At 54.7% G+C, this 21,943-nt stretch carries 25 protein-coding genes; 3 read left to right on the top strand and 22 right to left on the bottom strand.

Annotated features, from left to right (window positions below; genetic code table 11):
* Positions 1-54 precede the first annotated feature (54 nt).
* The 3 genes from HMPREF2958_RS07760 to glmS all read right to left on the bottom strand — a co-directional run bounded on the left by HMPREF2958_RS07760 (position 55) and on the right by glmS (position 4,215).
* A complete protein-coding gene (locus tag HMPREF2958_RS07760; RefSeq protein ID WP_070697577.1) occupies positions 55-1,656 on the bottom strand; it encodes a bifunctional ADP-dependent NAD(P)H-hydrate dehydratase/NAD(P)H-hydrate epimerase in 1,602 nt (533 codons plus the stop codon).
* 40 nt (positions 1,657-1,696) lie between these two features.
* Positions 1,697-2,131, bottom strand: coding sequence for a holo-ACP synthase (locus HMPREF2958_RS07755; RefSeq protein ID WP_004005243.1), 435 nt, complete (start codon positions 2,129-2,131; stop codon positions 1,697-1,699).
* 200 nt (positions 2,132-2,331) lie between these two features.
* Complete coding sequence (gene glmS, locus HMPREF2958_RS07750) at positions 2,332-4,215, bottom strand: glutamine--fructose-6-phosphate transaminase (isomerizing) (RefSeq protein WP_004005244.1); 1,884 nt, start codon at positions 4,213-4,215, stop codon at positions 2,332-2,334.
* 185 nt (positions 4,216-4,400) lie between these two features.
* Between glmS and coaA the strand changes: the two genes are divergently transcribed.
* The 3 genes from coaA (at position 4,401) to mscL (ending at position 6,976) form a co-directional block, all read left to right on the top strand.
* Entirely contained in the window at positions 4,401-5,357 is a 957-nt protein-coding gene (coaA, locus tag HMPREF2958_RS07745; RefSeq protein WP_070697576.1) for a type I pantothenate kinase, read from the top strand.
* Positions 5,358-5,415: 58 nt separating this feature from the next.
* Positions 5,416-6,405 carry a M15 family metallopeptidase gene (locus HMPREF2958_RS10760; RefSeq protein WP_083313727.1) on the top strand — a complete coding sequence of 330 codons (990 nt, stop codon included), beginning with the start codon at positions 5,416-5,418 and terminating at the stop codon, positions 6,403-6,405.
* A 202-nt stretch (positions 6,406-6,607) separates the two neighbouring features.
* Entirely contained in the window at positions 6,608-6,976 is a 369-nt protein-coding gene (mscL, locus tag HMPREF2958_RS07730) for a large conductance mechanosensitive channel protein MscL (RefSeq protein ID WP_004005247.1), read from the top strand.
* 210 nt (positions 6,977-7,186) lie between these two features.
* Here the strand turns inward: mscL and glmM are convergent, their stop codons facing one another.
* The 19 genes from glmM to rplR form a co-directional block, all read right to left on the bottom strand.
* On the bottom strand, positions 7,187-8,545 hold the full coding sequence (gene glmM / locus HMPREF2958_RS07725) for a phosphoglucosamine mutase (protein WP_070697574.1): 1,359 nt from the start codon (positions 8,543-8,545) through the stop codon (positions 7,187-7,189).
* Between the two features lie 101 nt (positions 8,546-8,646).
* Positions 8,647-9,702, bottom strand: a complete 1,056-nt coding sequence (gene ppk2 / locus HMPREF2958_RS07720; RefSeq protein WP_070697573.1) for a polyphosphate kinase 2 — start codon at positions 9,700-9,702, stop codon at positions 8,647-8,649.
* A 171-nt stretch (positions 9,703-9,873) separates the two neighbouring features.
* Complete coding sequence (rpsI, locus tag HMPREF2958_RS07715) at positions 9,874-10,371, bottom strand: 30S ribosomal protein S9 (protein ID WP_004005250.1); 498 nt, start codon at positions 10,369-10,371, stop codon at positions 9,874-9,876.
* 33 nt (positions 10,372-10,404) lie between these two features.
* Complete coding sequence (rplM, locus tag HMPREF2958_RS07710; protein ID WP_004005251.1) at positions 10,405-10,848, bottom strand: 50S ribosomal protein L13; 444 nt, start codon at positions 10,846-10,848, stop codon at positions 10,405-10,407.
* Positions 10,849-11,112: 264 nt separating this feature from the next.
* On the bottom strand, positions 11,113-12,009 hold the full coding sequence (gene truA, locus HMPREF2958_RS07705; RefSeq protein ID WP_210400891.1) for a tRNA pseudouridine(38-40) synthase TruA: 897 nt from the start codon (positions 12,007-12,009) through the stop codon (positions 11,113-11,115).
* A 217-nt stretch (positions 12,010-12,226) separates the two neighbouring features.
* The gene (rplQ, locus tag HMPREF2958_RS07700; RefSeq protein ID WP_070697571.1) at positions 12,227-12,946 is read right to left on the bottom strand and encodes a 50S ribosomal protein L17, sunset domain variant; all 720 of its coding nucleotides are present in this window, start codon (positions 12,944-12,946) and stop codon (positions 12,227-12,229) included.
* Between the two features lie 100 nt (positions 12,947-13,046).
* Complete coding sequence (locus tag HMPREF2958_RS07695) at positions 13,047-14,039, bottom strand: DNA-directed RNA polymerase subunit alpha (RefSeq protein WP_013397604.1); 993 nt, start codon at positions 14,037-14,039, stop codon at positions 13,047-13,049.
* 137 nt (positions 14,040-14,176) lie between these two features.
* The gene (gene rpsK / locus HMPREF2958_RS07690) at positions 14,177-14,581 is read right to left on the bottom strand and encodes a 30S ribosomal protein S11 (protein ID WP_004005255.1); all 405 of its coding nucleotides are present in this window, start codon (positions 14,579-14,581) and stop codon (positions 14,177-14,179) included.
* A 68-nt stretch (positions 14,582-14,649) separates the two neighbouring features.
* On the bottom strand, positions 14,650-15,018 hold the full coding sequence (rpsM, locus tag HMPREF2958_RS07685) for a 30S ribosomal protein S13 (protein WP_005505026.1): 369 nt from the start codon (positions 15,016-15,018) through the stop codon (positions 14,650-14,652).
* A gap of 173 nt (positions 15,019-15,191) precedes the next feature.
* Positions 15,192-15,305 (bottom strand): 50S ribosomal protein L36, encoded by a 114-nt coding sequence (gene rpmJ / locus HMPREF2958_RS07680; protein ID WP_004005257.1) that lies wholly within the window; start codon positions 15,303-15,305, stop codon positions 15,192-15,194.
* 126 nt (positions 15,306-15,431) lie between these two features.
* Positions 15,432-15,653, bottom strand: coding sequence for a translation initiation factor IF-1 (gene infA / locus HMPREF2958_RS07675; RefSeq protein ID WP_005505018.1), 222 nt, complete (start codon positions 15,651-15,653; stop codon positions 15,432-15,434).
* A gap of 208 nt (positions 15,654-15,861) precedes the next feature.
* Positions 15,862-17,091 carry a 23S rRNA (adenine(2503)-C(2))-methyltransferase RlmN gene (gene rlmN / locus HMPREF2958_RS07670; RefSeq protein WP_048754759.1) on the bottom strand — a complete coding sequence of 410 codons (1,230 nt, stop codon included), beginning with the start codon at positions 17,089-17,091 and terminating at the stop codon, positions 15,862-15,864.
* 67 nt (positions 17,092-17,158) lie between these two features.
* Positions 17,159-17,995, bottom strand: a complete 837-nt coding sequence (gene map, locus HMPREF2958_RS07665; RefSeq protein WP_070697570.1) for a type I methionyl aminopeptidase — start codon at positions 17,993-17,995, stop codon at positions 17,159-17,161.
* Between the two features lie 119 nt (positions 17,996-18,114).
* Positions 18,115-18,678, bottom strand: coding sequence for an adenylate kinase (locus HMPREF2958_RS07660; RefSeq protein ID WP_048779670.1), 564 nt, complete (start codon positions 18,676-18,678; stop codon positions 18,115-18,117).
* Positions 18,675-19,982: a preprotein translocase subunit SecY gene (secY, locus tag HMPREF2958_RS07655; RefSeq protein WP_013397608.1), complete on the bottom strand. Its 1,308-nt coding sequence runs from the start codon at positions 19,980-19,982 to the stop codon at positions 18,675-18,677. Before secY ends, HMPREF2958_RS07660 begins: the two co-directional genes overlap by 4 nt.
* A gap of 273 nt (positions 19,983-20,255) precedes the next feature.
* The gene (rplO, locus tag HMPREF2958_RS07650; RefSeq protein ID WP_070697569.1) at positions 20,256-20,702 is read right to left on the bottom strand and encodes a 50S ribosomal protein L15; all 447 of its coding nucleotides are present in this window, start codon (positions 20,700-20,702) and stop codon (positions 20,256-20,258) included.
* A 1-nt stretch (position 20,703) separates the two neighbouring features.
* On the bottom strand, positions 20,704-20,910 hold the full coding sequence (gene rpmD, locus HMPREF2958_RS07645; protein WP_070697568.1) for a 50S ribosomal protein L30: 207 nt from the start codon (positions 20,908-20,910) through the stop codon (positions 20,704-20,706).
* Positions 20,910-21,551, bottom strand: a complete 642-nt coding sequence (rpsE, locus tag HMPREF2958_RS07640) for a 30S ribosomal protein S5 (RefSeq protein ID WP_172461391.1) — start codon at positions 21,549-21,551, stop codon at positions 20,910-20,912. Before rpsE ends, rpmD begins: the two co-directional genes overlap by 1 nt.
* Before the next feature lie 29 nt (positions 21,552-21,580).
* A complete protein-coding gene (gene rplR / locus HMPREF2958_RS07635) occupies positions 21,581-21,943 on the bottom strand; it encodes a 50S ribosomal protein L18 (protein ID WP_070534491.1) in 363 nt (120 codons plus the stop codon).

Raw genomic sequence — 21,943 nt, 5'->3', positions numbered from 1 at the left:
GGTGGGGCGTGACATCATGTCACGCCCCACCATACTATGTGTCTCGTTCAGGTTTTAATCGTCGAGAACGGCTTTCTCATCAAGAAGTCCCGCAATCGCCTGCGGTAAATACGCGGCCACTCGGCTGGGAGGAACCGGCCCTTTGCGTCCCTCCAACGATGCCAGCGCTGCACGATTATGCAGGTAAACCGCCAGTGCCGCAAGACTTGCATACGTGCATCCCTCGACCTGCTCATGACGTTCCTGCGCAGCCGCCATATATTGTGCCAAGAGAGCACCCAGAATACCGGTGAGGGTATCGCCGCTTCCGGCGGTAGCAAGCCACCCGGTAGCCCCGTGCACGCTATAGGTGGCACCCACGGGGGCGGCGATAAGCGTCGTCGAGCCCTTAAGCATCACAGTTGCACCGCTGAGCTCGCATGCGGCACGAACCCACCGGAACGGCTCGGCGTTAATATCTTCCCGGCTGGGCACGAGAGCGCCGTCAAGCATTTCTTCCCAACGCTGCGGCGAATGCTCATGAATGCGCCGCAGAAAACGTTCCAATTCTCCCGCATGCGGAGTCAGAATTTTATGTTCGCCTAGGCTGTGCCCCGCCATCATATAGTCTGCGGCAAGGTCTACCGCACCAGCATCCAGAATTGCGGGTTCAGGGGCATTGAGCAGGTACCTGTTATGGTCCAGAGTTTCGGGACCGGTGCCGCTGCCGCCAGCCCAGGCGTGCACATGCTCGTGGGCGGGGGGTCCTGTGAAACACACCGTTTCCGGGTTTTGCCCAAGCATGAGAGTGCGCAGGGTATCGTCTTTCCCATTGAAACGCACCATCCCCACCCCGGTATTGAGGGCAGCACGCACACTCATCAGGGCAGCACCGGGATAATCGCGACTTCCCGTGAGCATACCAAGCACACCGCGATTGTACTTATGTGAGAATACCGAAGGCTTTTCGAGCAGATCCCGATAGTCCTCACGTTCCATAACGCGCAGCATCGGCTTATACCCCTTGAGAGCTTCGGGAACCCCTAAATCGTAGAGTTTAATAGTTCCGCAGTGCTCCGCAATATGGGTTCCTGCCGGTAGTTTACGCCCAATAAACGTGACCGTTCGCGCAGCCGCGAGTGAGGGTTCGTGCAGGGTGCCGCGTTCACTATCGAGCCCGGTCGGGGCATCACAAGCGAGCACTGGGGGTAATTTACCGTCCATCTGCACGGCACGGAGTTTAGCCAGGTACTCCCCCGCTTCCCCACGTGCTGCTCCCTTCGCGCCGGTTCCCAAAATACCATCGATAATCAGGGAGTAGGAGGCAATATCGCGCAGACTTTGGGCGGTGTCAAGCACGCGGGTTCCTTCACCGCTTTCGCGGGCGAGCAGCTCCAGGTTATTACCGGTTGGGTCGAAGAGAACGGCCTCAATGCGGTACCCCTGCTGATGCAGCCGGGTGCCTGCATACACTGTATCCGCACCGTTATTCCCCGGCCCAACCAATAAGAGGATGCGCGTGTACTGGCTGTGCTGCCCCGCATCAGCGAGCATATCGTGAGCTTCGGCGGCGAGCGCATCCGCCGCGCGCTGCATCAAATACCCGTCGTAGTCCGGTGCCTCAAGGTAAGGACGTTCAGCGTTGCGAATTTGTGTACCCGTGTAGACGAGCTTCATAACTCCTCCTGATCAAATGCTCGCGTCGATGCGGCAGGGGCTAGTCGGTGGGGTCTTCGGCGAGAACCGTCATACTGTAGCTTTCAGGATCGAACCTTTTCAGATGGGCAAGCTCTGTAGCGCTCAGATATTCCGCCGTGGCGATGGCAACGGCTACGGGTTCATCATGGGTTAGGCTCAGGTGCAGACGATTGATGCCGAGGGTACGGGCACGTTCGGCGATCGTTCCCGTAAGAATCAGGTATGGCTGCCCACTCTCGCTGCTGGCGACTTCGCAATCTTGCCAGTTGAGCCCATCGGGTGCCCCTAAGACTTTGGCGACCGCTTCTTTGGCGGCAAAACGTACGGCTTGAGAACGGATATTACGAGTGCGCTCATTCGGTGTGAATACCCTGCGCACAAAAGCGGGTGTTTCGGTGACGATTCGTTCAAAGCGCTCAATGTTGACGGTATCTACGCCGATTCCGATAATCATTTTTCGCCTTTCCTGCCAAAATGCGAGTTTTGTTTTAAGTTTAGCGAGGTTGATGCAGGGAAGACAGCACGGCGAACAATGTTAACGCATCATGAAACTTCCTCGGTCTCGCACTGTGGTGCGGGTTAACGAGGTGTGGGCGGTGCCGTCCCCTGAAGGGTAACGACACCGCCCACGCGAACGCATATGCGGGATGAGGATTACTCCACGGTCACCGACTTGGCGAGGTTACGGGGCTGGTCAACGTCCAGTCCTTTCGCCTCAGCAAGTGCACACGCGAAAATCTGCAGCGGCACGGTGGCAAGCAAAGGCTGCAGCAGAGAAGGCGCGGCAGGAACGGTGATCAGACGATCCGCATACTCCTTGACAGCCTCATCGCCCTCTTCGGCAATAACAATGGTGAAGGCGCCGCGAGCGCGCACCTCCTGAATATTGGAAACAACCTTGCCGTGCAAAGATTCACGCCCGTGTGCGGAGGGCACAATGATGATAACGGGCTGGCCCTCTTCGATCAGGGCGATAGGACCGTGTTTCAGCTCGCCAGCGGCAAAACCTTCGGCGTGGATGTAGCTGATCTCTTTGAGTTTAAGCGCGCCTTCAAGGGCAACAGGGAACCCAACGTGGCGGCCTAGGAAGATCACCGAAGAGGTATCTTTCATCTCGGCGCCAAGTTCTTTCACAAGGGTATCGTTGTCGATAACCTTCTGGATCTTAGCGGGCATCTTCTGCAGCTCACCGAGGATGGCAGAGATTTCATCCTTGTACTTGTTGCCGCGAAGCTGCGCAAGATACAGACCCAGCAGATATGCTGCAGTAATCTGCGCCAGAAACGCCTTGGTCGATGCGACCGCGATCTCGGGACCGGCGTGGGTGTACAGCGCCGCATCGGATTCACGCGGCAGGGTTGAACCGTGGGTGTTGCAGATGGATATGACCTTAGCGCCCTGCTCGCGGGCGTGACGCACCGCCATGAGGGTATCCATGGTCTCACCGGACTGCGAAAGAGCCACAATCAGGGTCTTCTCGTTCACGATGGGGTCGCGGTATCGGAACTCATGGGCAAGCTCGACCTCGGTGGGGATACGGCACCAGTGCTCGATAGCGTAGCGCGCAACCTGACCCGCGTACGCTGCGGTACCGCAGGCCACCACGATGATCTTATCGATCGAGCGCAGCACGGAATCATCGATATTGAGCTCGTCCAGAACGAGGTTACCTTTTTCATCCATGCGTCCCATGAGGGTCTGCTCAACGGCGGTGGGCTGCTCGTGGATTTCCTTCTCCATGAACGAGTTGTAGCCGCCCTTTTCCGCCGCTGCGGCATCCCATTCGATGTGGAAGGGCTTACCTTCGGCGGGGTTGCCCGCAAAATCAATAATGGAATAGTCAGTACCGGTGATGGTGACAATCTGGTCCTGCCCCATCTCTACGGCTTCTTTGGTGTGGTCGATAAACGCCGAAACGTCGGATCCTAAGAAATTCTCGTTCTCTCCCAGTCCAATCACCAGCGGAGAGTTGCGGCGGGTTGCCACCACACGGTCGGGGTGGTCTGCGTGAACCGCAAGAATCGTGAAAGCACCTTCCATACGGTTTGATGCTTCACGCACAGCCTCGGTCAGGTCTTTAGTACCCAGTTTGTTATAGATACTTGCGATAAGTGCCGCAGCTACCTCGGTATCGGTCTGAGACTGAAACTCCACCCCTTCGGCAAGCAGTTCGGCGCGTAGCTCGGCGAAGTTCTCAATAATACCGTTGTGCACAACCGCTAGACGACCGTGATCGACCACGTGCGGATGCGCGTTATTATCGGTGGGGCCACCGTGGGTAGCCCAACGGGTATGGCCAATACCAATCTGTGATTCGGTGAGCGGCGCGTCCTCGACCTCATGTTCTAGGTTGATAAGTTTGCCCGCCTTCTTGCGGAATTCGATGCCGTCAGGGCATACGAGCGCAACACCGGCCGAGTCATAGCCGCGGTACTCCTGGCGGCGCAGACCTTCAATGACCACTTTGTATGCATCGTGGTCGAATTTATTACCGTCCGGAGCTGCGTCCAGACCTACATATCCTACAATTCCACACATAGCTCAAGTTTATCTTATTCACGCCCCAGGGCAGCTAACCCGACGCCCTTTACACCTGTGGGCAGAATAACCCCTAGTCAAAAGGCATTTCTTTCAAGGTATAGCCCCAGCCTTTGTGCATTCTTAACCTAAAGGATGCCACGCCTTGTTCGCATCTGACGCGCAAAATTCGTACACTTAGGGGAATGAGCTCCTCAAATTTTTCTGCCGTCAGCTCGCGTTTTGTCGAGCTGGAACGCTCACGATGGTCGCGGCTAGCGACCGAAATTTCGGTACCCCTCAGCGAAGAGGAACTCGAAGCGCTCCGCGGCTTAGGAGAACCGGTAGACTTCGATGAGGTGCGCCAGATCTATTTGCCGATCTCCCGACTTTTGAATCTGTACGTCAACGCGGCATCCTCACTCAACCACATGACGAATGACTTCCTTCAGGCATCCCACCGGCGAGTTCCCTTTATTATCGGTGTAGCCGGGTCCGTAGCAGTCGGCAAATCAACGACGGCACGCCTGCTTCAGGCACTCCTGAGGCGCTGGCCCTCAACCCCAAAGGTTCAGCTCGTCACCACCGACGGCTTTCTGTACCCAAATGCTGAGTTACAACGCCGCGGCATTATGCACCGCAAAGGCTTTCCCGAATCATACGACAGGCGGGCACTACTGCAATTCGTCTCCGATATAAAATCGGGAGTCCCCGTGGTCAGAGCCCCCAAATACTCGCATCTGTACTATGACATTCTTCCCGATGAACAGATTGAGGTCACGACCCCTGACGTGCTAATTCTTGAGGGACTTAACGTACTCGCTCCCGCCGGTGCCGAAGGTCCCGAAACCTCAGACCTGACACTCAGTGACTTTTTCGATTTCTCCATCTACGTCGATGCGAATACCGAAGATATTCAACGATGGTACGTTAACCGGTTCCTCACCCTACGTTCCTCCGCGTTCACGAACCCGGATTCTTACTTTAAGCGCTATGCTGAGTTAAGCGATGACCAAGCGATTGAGCTTGCCACCGGTATCTGGAAAACCGTCAACGAGCCTAACCTCGTACAGAACGTTCTTCCTACTCGCGCTCGCGCGCACCTGATCTTGCAGAAAGGTTCCGACCATAAGGTGGCACAGGTTCTCTTGCGCAAAAATTAGCGCATTGCCGTTGACATATTTGTCAGAATAAAGACCAGTTTCCCAAGGAGGGATCCCGATGGGTACATCAGTTTTTTCACGCCGAGCGCTGCTGACGGCAGCCTCTGCGGCATCTGGGTCTTGGGTCTTGTCTGCATGCGGCTCTCAGGAACCTCAGGCTAGCGGGAATACATCAGCTACTGCTTCCACTACACCAAGCGCGACAGGCACGGCTTCTGCGACAAGTGCGTCATCTTCACCTACCGCCACCCCGAAGGTTACGCAGAGTCCCGCCCCATCAACCCCTACAATGAAGCCCAGCGCATCCCCAACGGCAAGCAAGAAAGTCCCAGAGACAAAACCGTCTGAAAAAGCTACCCCAGAGGCCACGGCCTCAGAATCTTCACAACCCAAAGACCAGAAGTCGCAACCAGAAGGCGGCACTACAGAAGAACCTTCCGCGCCCGAGAGCAAAAAACCTGCTGAGCACACATCGGTCGAGTCGCATCCGGAATCGTTACGGTGCATCGTCAATAAAACTCGCCCATTCTCACCGCAAGATTGGGCCCCGCAGGATTTGGTGCCGTTTTATGGACAGCAGTTACGTGCTGAGGCGGCTGCGGCGGCACAGTCTATGATGGATGCGGCAGCACGGGATGGGGTAACCCTCACGGTCAGCAGCGCTTATCGTTCCTTCGCGGCGCAGAAACAGACCTACCAGCATTGGGTTCAGGTTAATGGGCAGAAGACCGCAGATACACTTTCTGCACGGCCCGGATATTCGGAACATCAGACCGGACTGGCTATCGATTTTGGTTCCCCCGAAGGATGCCTGCTGCAAGAATGCTATCAAGATACTCGTGCGGGTCAATGGTTGGCGAAAAACGCCCCCGACTTCGGGTTTATCCTGCGTTTCCCAAAGAACCAGCAGCATGTGACGGGCTATATCTTTGAACCCTGGCATTATCGTTATTTAGGTGTTGGTCTGACTCAGGAGTATCGAGCATCCGGAGCAAAGACTTTGGAGGAGTTTTTTGGCACCGGTGCGGCACCAGATTATCTTGGGTAGGGTTCAGCCAGCCCTTATGGGTTTATCAATGGCTTACCCCCTAACTAGTCTTTAGACGGGGTTCTAACCCACAGAAACAAATATCTAAAATCAACCTTTAAAGATTGATATATGATGTACTAGTGAAGAAAATCACTTTATTTAGAACGGTTTTTGTTGGTTTTTCCTGAAAATTTGCTGGGAAACACGATACCCTAGGTACATGCTTAAAGGTTTTAAAGATTTCTTGATTCGTGGCAACGTTATCGACCTTGCAGTCGGTATCATCATGGGTACTGCGTTCACCGCAGTTGTGACTGCGCTGGTTCAGTCGGTGCTCATGCCCGCAATTTCCATGCTCGTCCAGTCTCCGAACTTTGATTCTTTCCTCGTCATCGGTCAGATTAAGATCGGTGTCTTCCTGACCGCTGTCGTAAACTTCCTGCTCATTGCGGCTGCTGTGTACTTCGCCGTGGTTCTTCCGGTTCAGAAGCTCAATGAAAGGGCTACCCGCAACAAGGGTGAAGAAGAGGAAGAAGAAACCGAGCTTACCCTTCTCAAGGAAATCCGCGATTCCCTCGCTAAGAAGTAATCTACGGATCACTCCGATTCAAACATAACTAGTCATTCAACAAAAGCCGTGGGGCGCATCCGAATTTGGATGCGCCCCACGGTATTTTTCAGCTCGAATAAATCTGCCGATATGAGCTGAACCTGCGCTATAAACAAAATGCGTATCGTCGGCGAGATAGAAATATTTCGCCAACGATACGCATCACAATTTTCTAGAAAGCCTGTAAGACTAGAGAGCCAGTTCTTTCGCCACCACATCCGCAAGATGCTGAGCAACAGAATCGGCCTGCTCCTGCGTAGCGGCCTCAACCATAACGCGTACCAGCGGTTCGGTTCCAGAAGCACGCAGAAGAACACGCCCGCTCTCCCCCAGCCCCTTCTCAGCATCGGCCACAGCAGCATTCAGCGCAGCATTGGTTGAAACGCCGGCACGATCTACGCCCTTCACGTTAATCAAACGCTGCGGGGTGGGCTGCATCCGTGAGGCCAGCACAGAAAGTTTCTCCCCGCTGCGCGCCACCTCAGCAGCAAGCTGAATCCCGGTGAGCACTCCGTCGCCCGTGGTCGCATAGTCACTCATAATCACATGCCCGGACTGCTCACCGCCTAGGTTATACCCGTGCTCACGCATCTCTTCAAGTACATAACGATCTCCCACGGCGGTGCGCACCAGCGAAATACCATGCTCACGCAGATAGAGTTCAAGCCCTAGGCTGCTCATCACGGTTGCCACCAGAGTGTTCTGGCTCAGGTGCCCAGCACGATGCGCCGCCAAGGCAAGAATAGCCATAATCTGATCGCCGTCTACCAGGTTCCCCTGCTCATCAACTGCCTGACATCGGTCAGAGTCACCATCGTGTGCAATCCCCAAGGTTGCGCCGTGTTCAACGACGGCAGCTTGAAGGGACTGCGGATGCGTAGAACCTACGCCATCGTTGATATTGGTGCCGTTCGGTTCAGCAGCAAGCGCTATAACCTCGGCCCCTAGCCGGGTGAAGGCCGCAGGAGAGGCTGCATAAGCCGCACCATTTGCACAGTCCAGCACAATCTTAAGACCCGTAAGGGGCTTCTCGTCTTCTAGCGTGGAAACTAGGTGCTTCACGTATGCCTCGGTACCGTTCTCTAGGGCGCAGATAGAGCCGACCTCACCCCCAGTAGGGTACCTAAAGTTCTTTTCCCGGTACACTCGCTCAATGGCATCTTCGGTGGCGTCTTCAAGCTTTTGTCCACCACGCGCCAAGAATTTAATACCGTTATCGGCGGCGGGGTTATGCGATGCTGAGATCATCACACCAAAGTCTGCATCCGTGTAAGCCACTAAGTAGGCGGCGGCCGGAGTAGGGACAATTCCCGCGTCCAACACATCCACACCAGCGCTGGTAAACCCGGCTTTCATGGCAGAGACAATAAAATCTGCGGATGCGCGTGAATCGTTAGCGATTACGGCGCGGGGGCGGGTGCCTTCGGCGACCTGCTCGTGTCCAAGTACAAGGGCGGCTGCCTGCGCGAGCTCAAGAGCGAGTGCCGGAGTGATAATCTCATTCGCGAGGCCGCGCACGCCATCAGTTCCAAAAAGTCGTTCAGTCACCTTACTATCTTACGCCGGAACCGCCCCCGCTTTGGTAGGCAGGGGCGGTTCTTAGTTATTTTCTTAGCAGGTTTATTGAATAAACCAACCAAAAGTTTTATTTATTGGATGACAGGGAAACCTTCGGGGTCACTGCCGCCTTCTTCTTCAAAAACATCCGTTGCAGAACGTACAATCAAAGGATCGCAGGTTCCCACGACTTCACGGTCTTTTGAGGTGTAGTCGAATTGTGAGAGCACGTAACGCATGGCTTCCAGACGAGCACGCTTCTTATCATTTGACTTAATAACGGTCCACGGAGCATCGCCGGTATGGGTGTAGAAGAACATGGCTTCTTTCGCAGCAGTGTAATCATCCCACTTATCGAGCGACGCCAAATCGGTAGGTGATAGTTTCCACTGACGAACAGGATCAGTGCGTCGTGAGGTAAAGCGTGCCAGCTGTTCCTGCTTGGTAACTGAGAACCAGAACTTAATGAGCTTAATGCCCGAGTTCACGAGCATACGCTCTAAGTCGGGTACTTCGCGCATAAACTCGAAGTACTGGGCCTGCGTGCAATAGCCCATCACACGCTCAACCCCGGCGCGGTTGTACCAGGAACGGTCCATCATGACGATCTCGCCACCAGAGGGTAAGTGCTTGATATAGCGCTGGAAATACCACTGAGTCTGTTCAATATCGGTTGGCTTTTCAAGAGCCACCACGCGAGCCCCACGGGGGTTCAGGTGTTCCGTAAAGCGTTTGATGGAACCACCCTTACCCGCAGCATCGCGTCCCTCAAAAATAATGAGGATTTTCTGCCCGGTCGATTTTGCCCATAGCTGGAGCTTCAGAAGCTCAATCTGCAGTGCGCGTTTTTCTTTTTCGTATGCTTTACGACCGAGTTTTTCATCGTAAGGGTAGCCAATCTTCCAGGCGTCGTCCCTTGAGCTTTTCTTGTTTCCGCTCAGAGCATGGGTGAGAGATGCCATTTCATCCAGTTCTGCCGCATAGTCTTCAACCACCGAGGTGCGACGAACTTGGGGTTTGAGAGCTTCTTTAATAGCGTGCTTTTTCTCTGATACGGCTGGATCTGCAACATCGGAAGACTGAGGAGCGGTTTCGGGTACGGTGCTCTCGACCTGCTCCGTTGCGGGCTGAAGGTTCTTTTCTGTCATGAATTCTCTTTCCGTTCGTGTCTGCTTTGACACTTTAACTGTACCGAGAGTGAGAATGAGTGACAAATGTAACAGTTATCGCAACCTTATGCAGGTAAACCCCTTATAATGCACAAAGCCCCCGCGCTTCTTTGGGAGGTGCGGGGGGGCTTTGTGCAGCAGAACCAGCGATTAACGCTTGGAGAACTGCGAAGCCTTGCGTGCTTTCTTGAGACCGGCCTTCTTACGCTCGATAACACGTGCGTCGCGAGTCAAGAAGCCTGCCTTCTTCAGCGCGGGACGATTGTTCTCACGATCAATCTCGTTGAGGGCACGAGCGATACCGAGGCGCAGCGCGCCTGCCTGACCGGAGGGACCACCACCGCTGATGCGTGCAATCACATCGTAAGCACCTTCAAGTTCCAGGATCTTGAACGGCTGGTTCACATCCTGCTGGTGCAATTTATTGGGGAAGTAGCTATCCAGGCTACGGCCGTTAATGGTCCAGTTACCGGAACCAGGAACCACGCGAACACGTGCCACTGCTTCCTTACGACGACCGACTGCAGCACCTGCAACAGTCAGTGCCGGACGGCTTGTCTGTGCAGCCGCCGCGACGGGGGCTGCGGATTCCGAGGTGTAGCTAGTGAGCTCTTCCTCGACTACGATCTGCTCTTCGTTCTGAGCCACGATTTCTCCTAATAGTTTCTTCGTAGGCCCGAATTACTGGGCGACCTGGTTGAATTCGTAGGTCTTGGGCTGCTGTGCCGCGTGCGGGTGCTCGGGACCAGCGTAGACCTTCAGCTTCTTGATCTGCTGTGCAGCTAGCTTGTTCTTGGGCAGCATGCCCTTCACAGCCTTCTCAACCGCACGAACAGGGTTGGTTTCAAGAAGCTCTGCATAATTGACGGACTTCAGACCGCCAGGGTAACCCGAGTGGCGGTATGCACGCTTCTGCTCAAGCTTTGCACCGGTCAGAGCGACCTTCTCAGCATTCACGATGATCACGAAATCGCCGGTGTCCACGTTAGGGGTAAAAGTCGGCTTGTGCTTACCGCGCAGCAGGATAGCGGTCTGGCTTGCGAGGCGACCGAGCACCACATCGGTGGCATCAATGATGTGCCACTGGCGCTCAACTTCGCCGGGCTTAGGAGTATAAGTGCGCAAAATATTGGCCTTTGTCTCGAAATGTACATTCGGCGCTTAGTTGGGTATCACGCCTATTACTACGTGCATGACGAATCCGGGTGAGGACCGAATGCTCGCCCGTTCTGACCCGTACTCTGCGACACCTTGACGTCCTGCAACTAGACAGTGCCGAGAGCGTGCTCGGGCAGAACACGCACAACTAGCAAAACTATACAGCAATTTAGGTGCTTAATCCACACCAAAACCCTTAAATGGCGCGGATTCTCCGTTAAAAATGTTGCTCTACCGCATTGCCCGAGTAGCTCGTGCTTGCAGACCGTACTCTTCAGGCGCTGGATAATCAATGTGTGCAAGAGCTAATCCATGCGGGGGTGCCATAATGAGTGAGGCATCCCGCTGCGGGTTTTCTAGGCGTTCCCGCAGCCATGTTTGGGTCCGTTTTCCGGTGCCGTAGAGAACTAGTGCCCCTATAAGCGAACGCACCATATGATGACAAAAAGCGTCTGCCTCAATCATCGCTTCAATGGTTCCGTCATCACGGCGCGTCAGGTATATACGGCGGAGTTCACGAATCGTCGTAGCTCCCTCACGCGGCTTACAGAACGAGAGAAAATCATGTAGCCCCGTAAGTTCATGAGCAGCCTTGTTAAGATCTTCAAGGTCTAGGCTTTCGGGAATGCACCAGGCATACGCGCGGCGCAGCGGATCGGGGCTACTCCCCTGTCCATCCAGGATGCGGTACGTATACCGCCTGCCGGTCGCTGAAAACCGCGCATCAAAGCCCTGCGGCACGGGCTGTACCTGGTGAAGCACAAGAGATCCTTGAAGAAGCCCGCGCATGCGCTCAGGGATTCCTAGCGTATGTTCTGCCTGCGCCAGGGTTCGTTTCAGAGCACCAGAAACCTTACGTTTGAGCGACTCAGCTGGATCTGCCAGCCCGTCACGCCCGGTAAGTTTCTGCCAGGTTTCGGTGGCAATATCAAGGTGGATAGTTTGCGCCTGCGCATGTACTCCGGCATCGGTACGACCGGCGACCGTCACTCGGTGATGCGCGCGAAGCACCAGCTCCAGCGCATCCTCTAATACACCCTGCACAGTTACCAGGTTAGGCTGCCTTGCCCACCCACTAAACCACGTGCCGTCATAGGCACAGTCGATACGTACCCGCTGCGTGCCCAGCACCTCCCCGTCGCCAGATGATGGCTGTGAGTCCAGGTTGATCTGTGATGCCTGAGGACCAGGTTCTTGTAACTGATCAGACACAGTAGCTTTCCCCCTTTCGCCCTTCAACAATATTTGGTGAATTGCCCAAGAATGTATGTCTGAAACACGCAAAATCCGTCGCCTATGAACCTAGGCGACGGATTTTGACAATAAGCTAACGCGTTAGCTGTACTTACTCAGCAGAAACTTTCTGAGCTGCTGCACCACCGGCGGGTGCGTAACCTGCCGCCTCAGCCGACTCAGCGGAGTCAAACCAGATTTCGGCGATGGTGTTTGCATACCAGCGGGAGCCGGGCACGTGGTACTTCATCGAGTCAGCGTTACCCTTGACCTCGAAGCCTTCGGGAGCCTCACCAGATTCTAACGGAGCGTGTGCGCCTGCAGGCAGACCCTCGGTACCTTCAGACTTAGCGGGCTTAGCTTCTTCCTTAGGTTCAGCCTTTTCAGCTTTTGCCTTCTTTGCTTCAGCCTTAGGAGTCTCGGCAGCCTTCTCAGTAACCTTGGTAGCTTCTGCAACAGCACCCTTGGTTTCTACAGGCTCCATCACGAGTTCGATAACAGCCATAGGTGCGTTATCGCCCTTACGGTTACCGATCTTGGTGATGCGAGTGTAGCCACCGGGACGCTCGGCCATTGCCGGTGCGATTACAGTAAAAAGCTCGTGTACTACGGACTTGTCGGTAATGGATCGCAGCACGCGACGGCGAGCCGCCAAATCGCCCTTCTTACCGAAGGTGATGAAACGTTCAGCCACCGGGCGCATACGCTTTGCCTTAGTCAAGGTGGTGGTGATGCGCTTGTGCTGGAAGAGCTGCGCCGACAGGTTATTGAGCATTAGGCGCTCATGGGTCGGGGAACCGCCGAGGCGGGGACCCTTAGTGGGAGTAGGCATAGTTATTTCTCCATGATTTACGTTCCACCGCCCCAACAACGGGACTTAGGAACCACGTTTACTGATCCCGGAACAACCGGGTGAACTATTCGATCGAAATTTATTCGCCGGAACCGTCTTCGTCATCGTATGCACGAGCAACAGGTTCAAAGCCCGGAGGGGAATCCTTGAGAGCCAGACCAAGCTCATGCAGCTTAGCCTTGACCTCATCAATGGATTTAGCACCGAAGTTACGAATATCCATTAGATCCGCCTCGCTACGAGTCACGAGCTCGCCCACGGTGTGGATGCCCTCGCGCTTGAGGCAGTTGTAGGATCGAACGGACATGTTAAGGTCCTCAATCGGCAGAGCCAAATCGGCAGCCATGGACTCGTCGGCAGGCGACGGACCAACCTCGATACCCTCGGCAGCAACGTTGAGCTCACGTGCAAGTCCGAAGAGCTCAACCAAGGTGCTGCCTGCGGATGCGACGGCATCGCGCGGTGCAATGGCTTCCTTGGTTTCGACGTCCAAAGTCAGGCTGTCGAAGTCGGTGCGCTGTTCAACACGGGTTGCGTTAACGCTGAAGGTAACCTTCAGAACCGGGGAGTAAATAGAATCAACCGGAATACGGCCGATCTCTGCATCACCGGTCTTGTTCTGAGCTGCAGACACATAACCGCGACCGCGCTCAATAATCAGTTCGGCATTGAAGTTTGCCTTCGCATTGAGGGTTGCGATGTGCAGTTCCGGGTTGTGAATCTCAACACCGGCAGGTACTTCAATGTCGGCTGCAGTAAGTTCACCCTCGCCCTGCTTACGCAGGTATGCAACTACGGGCTCGTCATTTTCCGAAGAAATCGAGAGCTTCTTGACGTTCAAGATAATCTCGGTGACATCCTCGGTGACTCCGGGAACAGTGCTGAACTCGTGCAGAACACCGTCGATACGAACGCTGGTAACAGCGGCGCCGGGAATGGAGGACAGCAGGGTGCGACGGAGGGAGTTACCCATGGTGTAGCCGAAGCCCGGCTCAAGGGGCTCGATGGTGAAGCGCGAACGGTTCGGCGCTACGACCTCTTCAGTCAGAGTGGGGCGCTGTGCAATAAGCACTTTGTTTCCTTTCGGTGAGCTCCGCTATATGAGCCCACAAGTTTGGGAAAACAGATTTTAGGAAGCAGACGGGTGTCTGGACTCTTTGGTGTTATCTGTGAAGACGACAGCCGCAGAGGGATTAGGCATTCGCCTAATTAGACGCGGCGGCGCTTCGGCGGACGGCAACCGTTGTGAGCTACGGGGGTTACGTCCTGAATCGAACCAACCTCTAGGCCTGCTGCCTGCAGAGAGCGGATTGCGGTCTCACGGCCAGAACCGGGGCCTTTTACGAAAACATCAACCTTACGGACGCCGTGTTCCTTAGCACGGTTTGCGGCAGTCTCAGCAGCCAGCTGTGCGGCGTAGGGGGTGGACTTACGAGAGCCCTTGAAGCCCATATCACCTGCAGAGGACCACGAGATTACTGCACCGGTGGGATCGGTAATGGAGACGATAGTGTTGTTGAAGGTCGACTTGATGTGAGCCTGACCAGCAACGATGTTCTTGCTGACCTTGCGGCGGGTCTTGCGAGCAGCCGCGGCGCGAGTCTTGGGAGGCATTATTGATTCTCCTACAAAGGTTTTCTAATACGTTGGTCGATACTGATAGTTCGACAGAGCAACGTTGCTTACTTCTTCTTACCTGCGACGGTACGCTTCGGGCCCTTACGGGTGCGTGCGTTGGTCTTGGTGCGCTGACCGTGAACCGGCAGGCCGCGACGGTGACGCAGACCCTGGTAGCTGCCGATTTCAACCTTGCGGCGAATATCGGCTGCAACCTCGCGGCGAAGATCACCTTCAACCTTGTAGTTGCCTTCGATGAAGTCACGAAGTGCCACAAGCTCCTGGTCGGTGAGATCCTTGACGCGAGTGTCAGGGTTCACGCCGGTAGCAGCAAGGGTTTCGTGAGCACGGGTCTTGCCCACGCCGTAAATGTAAGTGAGAGCAACTTCCACGCGCTTTTCGCGGGGAATATCAACTCCAGCGAGACGTGCCATACTGGCTTCTCCTTGTTGTTTTCCAGAGGTCTGTAGCATCACTGCCCGGGTGTTTGCCCGGTCCCCGGCCTCTGAGTCCGGAGGTATCCGCATCCTTTATCACTCGATAAACAATGCGGAGCGGTGCCTATGACGATTCCGCCCGCAGGCGGTGTTACGCAGCTACCGTGGGCTTAGCCCTGGCGCTGTTTGTGGCGCGGGTTTTCGCAGATCACCATGACTACGCCATGACGGCGAATCACTTTGCACTTATCGCAGATCGGCTTAACGCTCGGCTTGACCTTCATCGCATTCCTTTTGATTGCAACTTGATAACTGGCGAGATAAGAGGTTCTTACTGGGCAACCAGAAGAACTATTTATCCCTATGAACACGACTTAAACGCCGCCGAAGCGACGTTTAATGATCGGGTTTTACTTATAACGGTAGACGATACGACCACGGGACAGGTCGTAGGGGCTCAGTTCCACTACCACGCGATCCTCAGGCAGGATTCGAATGTAGTGCTGACGCATCTTACCCGAGATGTGCGCGAGAACTTTGTGACCATTGTCTAGCTCAACACGGAACATCGCATTGGGCAAAGCCTCAACCACAGAGCCCTCGATCTCGATGACGCCGTCTTTCTTTGCCATATCCTCCGCTAACGTCGGTGCCCAGAGTTTATGCTCTGAACAGTTCTATCTTCTGATGCTGTATATCTTCACACACTGGTGAAGAGCGTTTTGCACCTGCAAAAAGGGCGCACTTAACGCTGGTACAAACAGCCAACTACCAACTATACGACATAGCTACCTTTTAAACAACTGCAGAATAAGGGTTATTATCCGGTATGAGGCGCCCCTACTCTTCTTCTTTAGCAGCGAGCTGACCACATGCACCATCAATATCAGAACCGCGAGTATCGCGAATTGTCGTTGGAATACCGTGTGCCCGCAGACGCTCCACAAAATTCTGCTCCACGCCCTTACGCGATGCTGTCCATTTTGAGCCAGGAGTCGGATTCAACGGAATAGGGTTTACATGCACCCATCCGCGACCGCGCTGCGCGAGCTTTTTCCCCAGCAAATCGGCGCGCCATCCCTGGTCATTAATATCGCGAATAAGCGCATATTCAATCGAGATGCGCCGCCCGGTCGTGCGGTAATAATCGTATGCGGCGTCCAGAGTCTCATCAACCTTCCACCGCTGGTTGATGGGAATAAGCTCATCGCGCAGTTCATCATCCGGCGCGTGCAGCGAGAGGGCAAGCGTAATCGGCAGTTTCTCCAGCTCAAACTTGCGGATACCGGGCACCAAACCCACGGTAGACATCGTAAGTCCGCGCGCGGAGATACCCAGTCCCTCGGGGGCGGGATCGATCAGACGGTGCACCGCACCCATCGTTGATTTGTAGTTTGCGAGCGCCTCGCCCATTCCCATAAATACGATATTGGAGACGCGTAGCGGGCGGGTATCTTCCGACCCTCCATCGGCCTTGTCAAGACCCTTCATCTGCTTCAGATATCGTGCCCCAGCAACTACTTGCTCTACGATTTCTGCGGTCGAGAGATTGCGGGTGAGCCCCTGCTGCCCGGTGGCACAAAAGGGGCAGTTCATCCCGCATCCAGCCTGCGAGGAAATACACATGGTGACGCGGTTGTCATACCGCATAATGACCGATTCAATAAGCGCCCCATCGAAAAGACGATGTACGACTTTGAGGGTATCCCCGCCGTCAGCTTCTAGGGTTCGCACAGGAGTTAGCAGCTGCGGCATTGCGCGGGATACCATCTCGTCACGGTCCTGAGCAGGCAGGTCTGTCATCTGCGCCGGATCGTTAACCAGCCGTTCGAAATAGTGCTTTGAGAGCTGTGATGCACGGAAGGGCTGGTATCCCAGTTCCTTGAGGAATTCACGGCGCCCTGCCATATCAAAATCAGCAATATGCTTGGGCGGTTTTGTGCGCCGGGGTGCTTTGAGCGCAATTTTTCCCGGTTCAGGGCGCACGCTTGAAATCTCCACGGGTACTTTGGTGGAGCGCGACGTGGAATCGGTTGAGGCTGCGGCGCAGCCTGTCAGAGTTTCGCTCATAGTTTTCCTTCGGGCGTTATAGATGCTCGATGCTTGTCAAGGATGCACGCCCCAAAGCGGGCAGATGCTACTTAGGAATCGGTACGGGGATAATGCCGAAGCGTGCCAGTTCAGAGGCTCCCCCATCTTCTGCGGTTAGAACCCATAGACCATCTCGATGCACGGCAACCGAGTGCTCCCATTGGCAGGCATCCGACCTGTCGGTTGTAATGACTGTCCAGTCATCCTCAAGTACGGTGGTATTGGTATTCCCCGTTACAAGCATGGGTTCGATTGCAAATGCCATGCCAGGTTTAATTTTTGGGCCGAGGTCACGAGCGGCGTAGTTCAGCACGTCGGGTGCCATATGCATGTGGGTACCGATGCCGTGGCCTACATAGTCTTCGATGATACCGTATGTATCCCCGGTTTCGCTGCGCACGAATTCTTCGATCGCAATCCCAACCTCGCCGATTTTCTTTGCGTGTGCCAGGGCTGCGATACCGTGCCAGAGGGCTTCCCGGGTTATATCGGATAGGTCTCGGCGGGCCTGTGAAGTATGTCCAACCAATACAGTTCGCGCAGAATCGCCATGCCACTGCTTCTTAGTAGCCGGGTCAATAATATAGGCGCCTCCATCGATAGAGATAATATCGCCGTCTTGAAGGATATAGTCACCGGGTATGCCATGTACCACCTCATGATTCACAGAGGTGCAGACACTTGCCGGATAGTCATAGTAGCCATAGAAGTTCGATATTCCGCCCTGCTCTTTTAGGCTGCGCTCAAAAACTTTATTGAGCTCTGCGGTGCTCACCCCGGGCTTTGCTGCCGCAACTGCCGCATCCAACGCACGGCTAGTTATAATGCCTGCGCGCGACATGTGATGTAACTGGGCATTAGTTTTGATCTCTACACGTGCCATAGGGTTCCTTCTCGTTCTGAGGCCTAAGAGCATTGCCGTATCACCATTACTGCGGCAGTGCGTTCATGCAACTGCGCCCCCGCACGATATAACGGAGGCGCAGCTTATGATGTATATCCCTAAGATAGGGCTTTAAGAATACGTTCGGTCACGTCGGCAATTTCGCCTAAACCGTTAACCTCTTTGACGATACCGCGTTCACGATAAATCGCGATCAGCGGTGCGGTTTCTTCTTCGTACACCTTCAAGCGATGGCGAATGACTTCTTCATTATCGTCGGTGCGCCCCTGCTCGGCAGCTCGGTTGAGCAGTCGGGCAACAAGCTCATCATTATCTGCAACGAGCAAAAGTACACGATCAATCTGCTGGTTTTTATCCGCAAGGATAGCATCAAGCTCGTGAACCTGAGCGATGTTGCGGGGGTATCCGTCGAGGAGGAAACCGTGTGCCGCATCGGCTTCGTCGAGACGAGCACGCACCATATTGTTCGTAACAGAATCGGGCACGAGGTTGCCGGAGTCAATATAAGACTTCGCTTCCTTACCGAGCTCGGTCTCTTCCTTAATGTTCTTCCGGAAAATATCGCCGGTCGAAATCGCGGGAATCTTCAGTTCCTCAGCAATCTTGACGGCCTGGGTGCCTTTACCGGCACCGGGAGGACCTATGATCAGAAGACGGTTCATCGAAGCAATCCTTCATAGTTTCGTTGTTGAAGCTGGGCGCTGACCTGCTTGAGAGTATCAAGACCAACACCCACCACGATCAGCAGCGATGCACCGCCGAACGGGAAGTTCTGGTTTGCGTTGAAGAGAACCAACGCAACAAGCGGAATCATGGAAACCACAGCGAGGTAAAGCGAACCCGGAAGTGTAATGCGGGTTAGCACATAGCTGAGGTAACGTTCAGTGGGCTTACCCGCGCGAACCCCCGGAATAAAGCCGCCATATTTCTTCATATTGTCTGCAACCTCGACCGGATCGAAAGTCACCGCAACATAGAAATACGTGAATCCAAGAATCAGCAGGAAGTACAGAGCGATGTACAGCGGATGATCGCCCCTCGTAAGGTAAGTATTTACCCAGTTCACCCATTCGGGGGGTGCTGCACCACCCTGTGGTGTATTGAACTGCGCGATAATACCAGGCAAAGTCAGCAGTGAGGAGGCGAAGATGATGGGAATAACGCCCGCCATATTGACTTTGAGCGGAATATAGGTACTGGTACCGCCAATAGTACGGCGACCAATCATGCGTTTAGCATATTGCACGGGAACGCGGCGTACAGACTGCTCCACGTAGACCACAGCGAGCATTACGGCAAGGCCCACAAGGCATACGGACCAGAAGACAAATGGGCCCTGCTGTTCCAGGATGGAACCCAGAGCGTTCGGGAATGAAGAAGCAATCGAGGTGAAGATAAGCAAAGACATGCCATTACCCACGCCACGCTCAGTAATCTGCTCGCCCATCCACATGATGACGCCGGTACCGGCACACAGAGTAATGATAATAACCAGGATGTGCAGCACGTCATCCTGCGGAATGATACCGGGACAGTTCCCCAGAAGCACGCCAGAGCGTGCCATAGACACAATCGTGGTTGCGTTGAGAAGCGCAAGAGCGATAGTGAGGTAACGGGTGTATTGGGTGAGTTTGGCCTGTCCCTGAGCCCCTTCATCGTGCAGCTCTTGGAAACGAGGAATGACCACGCGCAACAGCTGAATAATAATGCTCGCCGTAATGTAAGGCATCACGCCCAGCGCGAAGATAGAAAGCTGTAGGAGTGCACCACCGCTGAACAGGTTGATGATGTCGTAGGCACCACCGTGAGTCTGGTTGGCGTTAAGACACTGCTGAACCGTGCCGTAGGAAATACCGGGGGCGGGAATGAAGGTGCCCATACGGTACAGCACAATCATGCCTAGGGTAAACAGCAGCTTACGTCGCAGGTCGGCGGTCTTAATGACTCGCCCGAACGCGCTAAGCACATGTCCTCCTGAAAATCTTGGGGTATGTATTCGCTAACGCAGACGTTAGGAACACGCTAAAACACATACCTTCCAGTCTAGCCTGTTCACCGGTTTTGTCGATAACCACGGCGCGAGATATGCGTATTTTATATTCTGTGAGCGTTATTTAAGATGAATTTTCTAGAATTTCTGAGACGTTAAATACATCATAAAAGCTTTAATGCAGACTCTTGCTGCTCAAAGAAGATGGCCCCCGCCTCATGTGCGGGAGCCATCTGATGAATCTGAAGACTACTTAACGGTTACAGAACCGCCTGCCGCCTCAATCTTAGCGATTGCGGATGCAGAAGCCTTATCAACCACAACGTTCACCTTAACGGTGATGTCGCCGTCGCCTAGAACCTTTACAAGCTCGTTCTTACGAACGGCACCCTTAGCAACCAGGTTCTCGACGGTGACCTCGCCACCTTCGGGGAACAGTTCCTGGATGCGCTTCAGGTTAACGACTTGGTACTCGGTACGGAACGGGTTCTTGAATCCGCGCAGCTTCGGCAGGCGCATGTGCAGCGGAAGCTGACCGCCCTCGAAGCCGGGACGAACCTGGTAACGAGCCTTGGTACCCTTGGTACCGCGACCTGCGGTCTTACCCTTGGAGCCTTCACCGCGGCCTACGCGGGTCTTTGCCTTGTGGGCACCCGGTGCCGGGCGCAGATCGTGAATCTTGATAGCGTCTGCCATCTTACTTGACCTCCTCAACCTTCACCAGGTGAGCAACGGTGTTAACCATGCCAACGGTGACGGGGTCGGCAGTGCGCACTACCTTGCTGCCCGGGCGCTTCAAGCCGAGGGAACGTAGGGTGTCACGCATGTTCTGCTTCTGACCAACATAGGATTTAACCTGGGTGATTTCCAGCTTTGCGTCGCTGGGCTGAATACGCTTAGCCATTACGCACCTGCCTTATCGGACTTGGTGTTGCGCAGGTAGCTGGGGATAACCTCATCGTTGGGCAGACCACGACGGGCTGCAACTGCCAGAGGCTCTTCCAGTTGCTTGAGTGCTGCAACGGTTGCGTGAACAATGTTGATCTGGTTCGAGGAACCGAGAGACTTCGACAGCACATCATGGATACCTGCTGCTTCGAGCACTGCACGCACCGGACCACCAGCGATCACACCGGTACCAGCGGTTGCCGGGCGGAGCATCACAACGCCTGCTGCTTCCTCACCCTGTACGCGGTGGGGAATGGTGCGGTTCTCGATGCGGGGTACACGGAAGAAGTTCTTCTTAGCTTCCTCAACACCCTTGGCAATAGCTGCTGGAACTTCCTTAGCCTTGCCGTAGCCAACGCCGACCATGCCATTACCGTCACCAACAACGACCAGAGCGGTGAAGCTGAAGCGACGACCGCCCTTGACGACCTTGGACACACGGTTGATGGTTACCACGCGCTCGATGTACTTATCTTTTTCCTCCTCGCGTGCGCGGTTCTTACGATCACCGCGACCGCGACGCTCGCCGCGGTTGTTGCGGCGCTCTTCGCGCTGCTTGGAAGTCTCAGCGGTTTCAGCTGCTACTGCTTCGCTCACCTGAGTTTCCTTTACGTTCTGTTCGCTCATTAGAGTGCCAGACCTCCTTCACGTGCGCCATCAGCAACTGCTGCAACACGACCGTGGTATTTGTTGCCGCCGCGGTCAAACACGACAGTTTCAATACCGGCTGCCTTAGCGCGCTCTGCTATAAGCTCACCAACACGCTTTGCTTTAGCGGTCTTGTCCAGATCGGTTGCGGCACGAAGCTCTGCTTCCATAGTGGAGGCGGATGCCAGGGTTACGCCCTTGACATCGTCGATAACCTGAACGAACATGTGACGGCTCGAACGGGTGACGCACAGGCGCGGACGCGCAGCGGTACCCGAAACATACTTGCGGATGCGAGCGTGACGGCGTGCACGCTGCGATGCCTTCGACTTGATAGCCAT

The organism is Rothia sp. HMSC036D11 (assembly GCF_001814205.1).
Lineage (GTDB): Bacteria > Actinomycetota > Actinomycetes > Actinomycetales > Micrococcaceae > Rothia > Rothia dentocariosa.
Note: the sequence above shows the minus strand (reverse complement) of the source record. Positions and strands in the feature narration are given on the sequence as shown.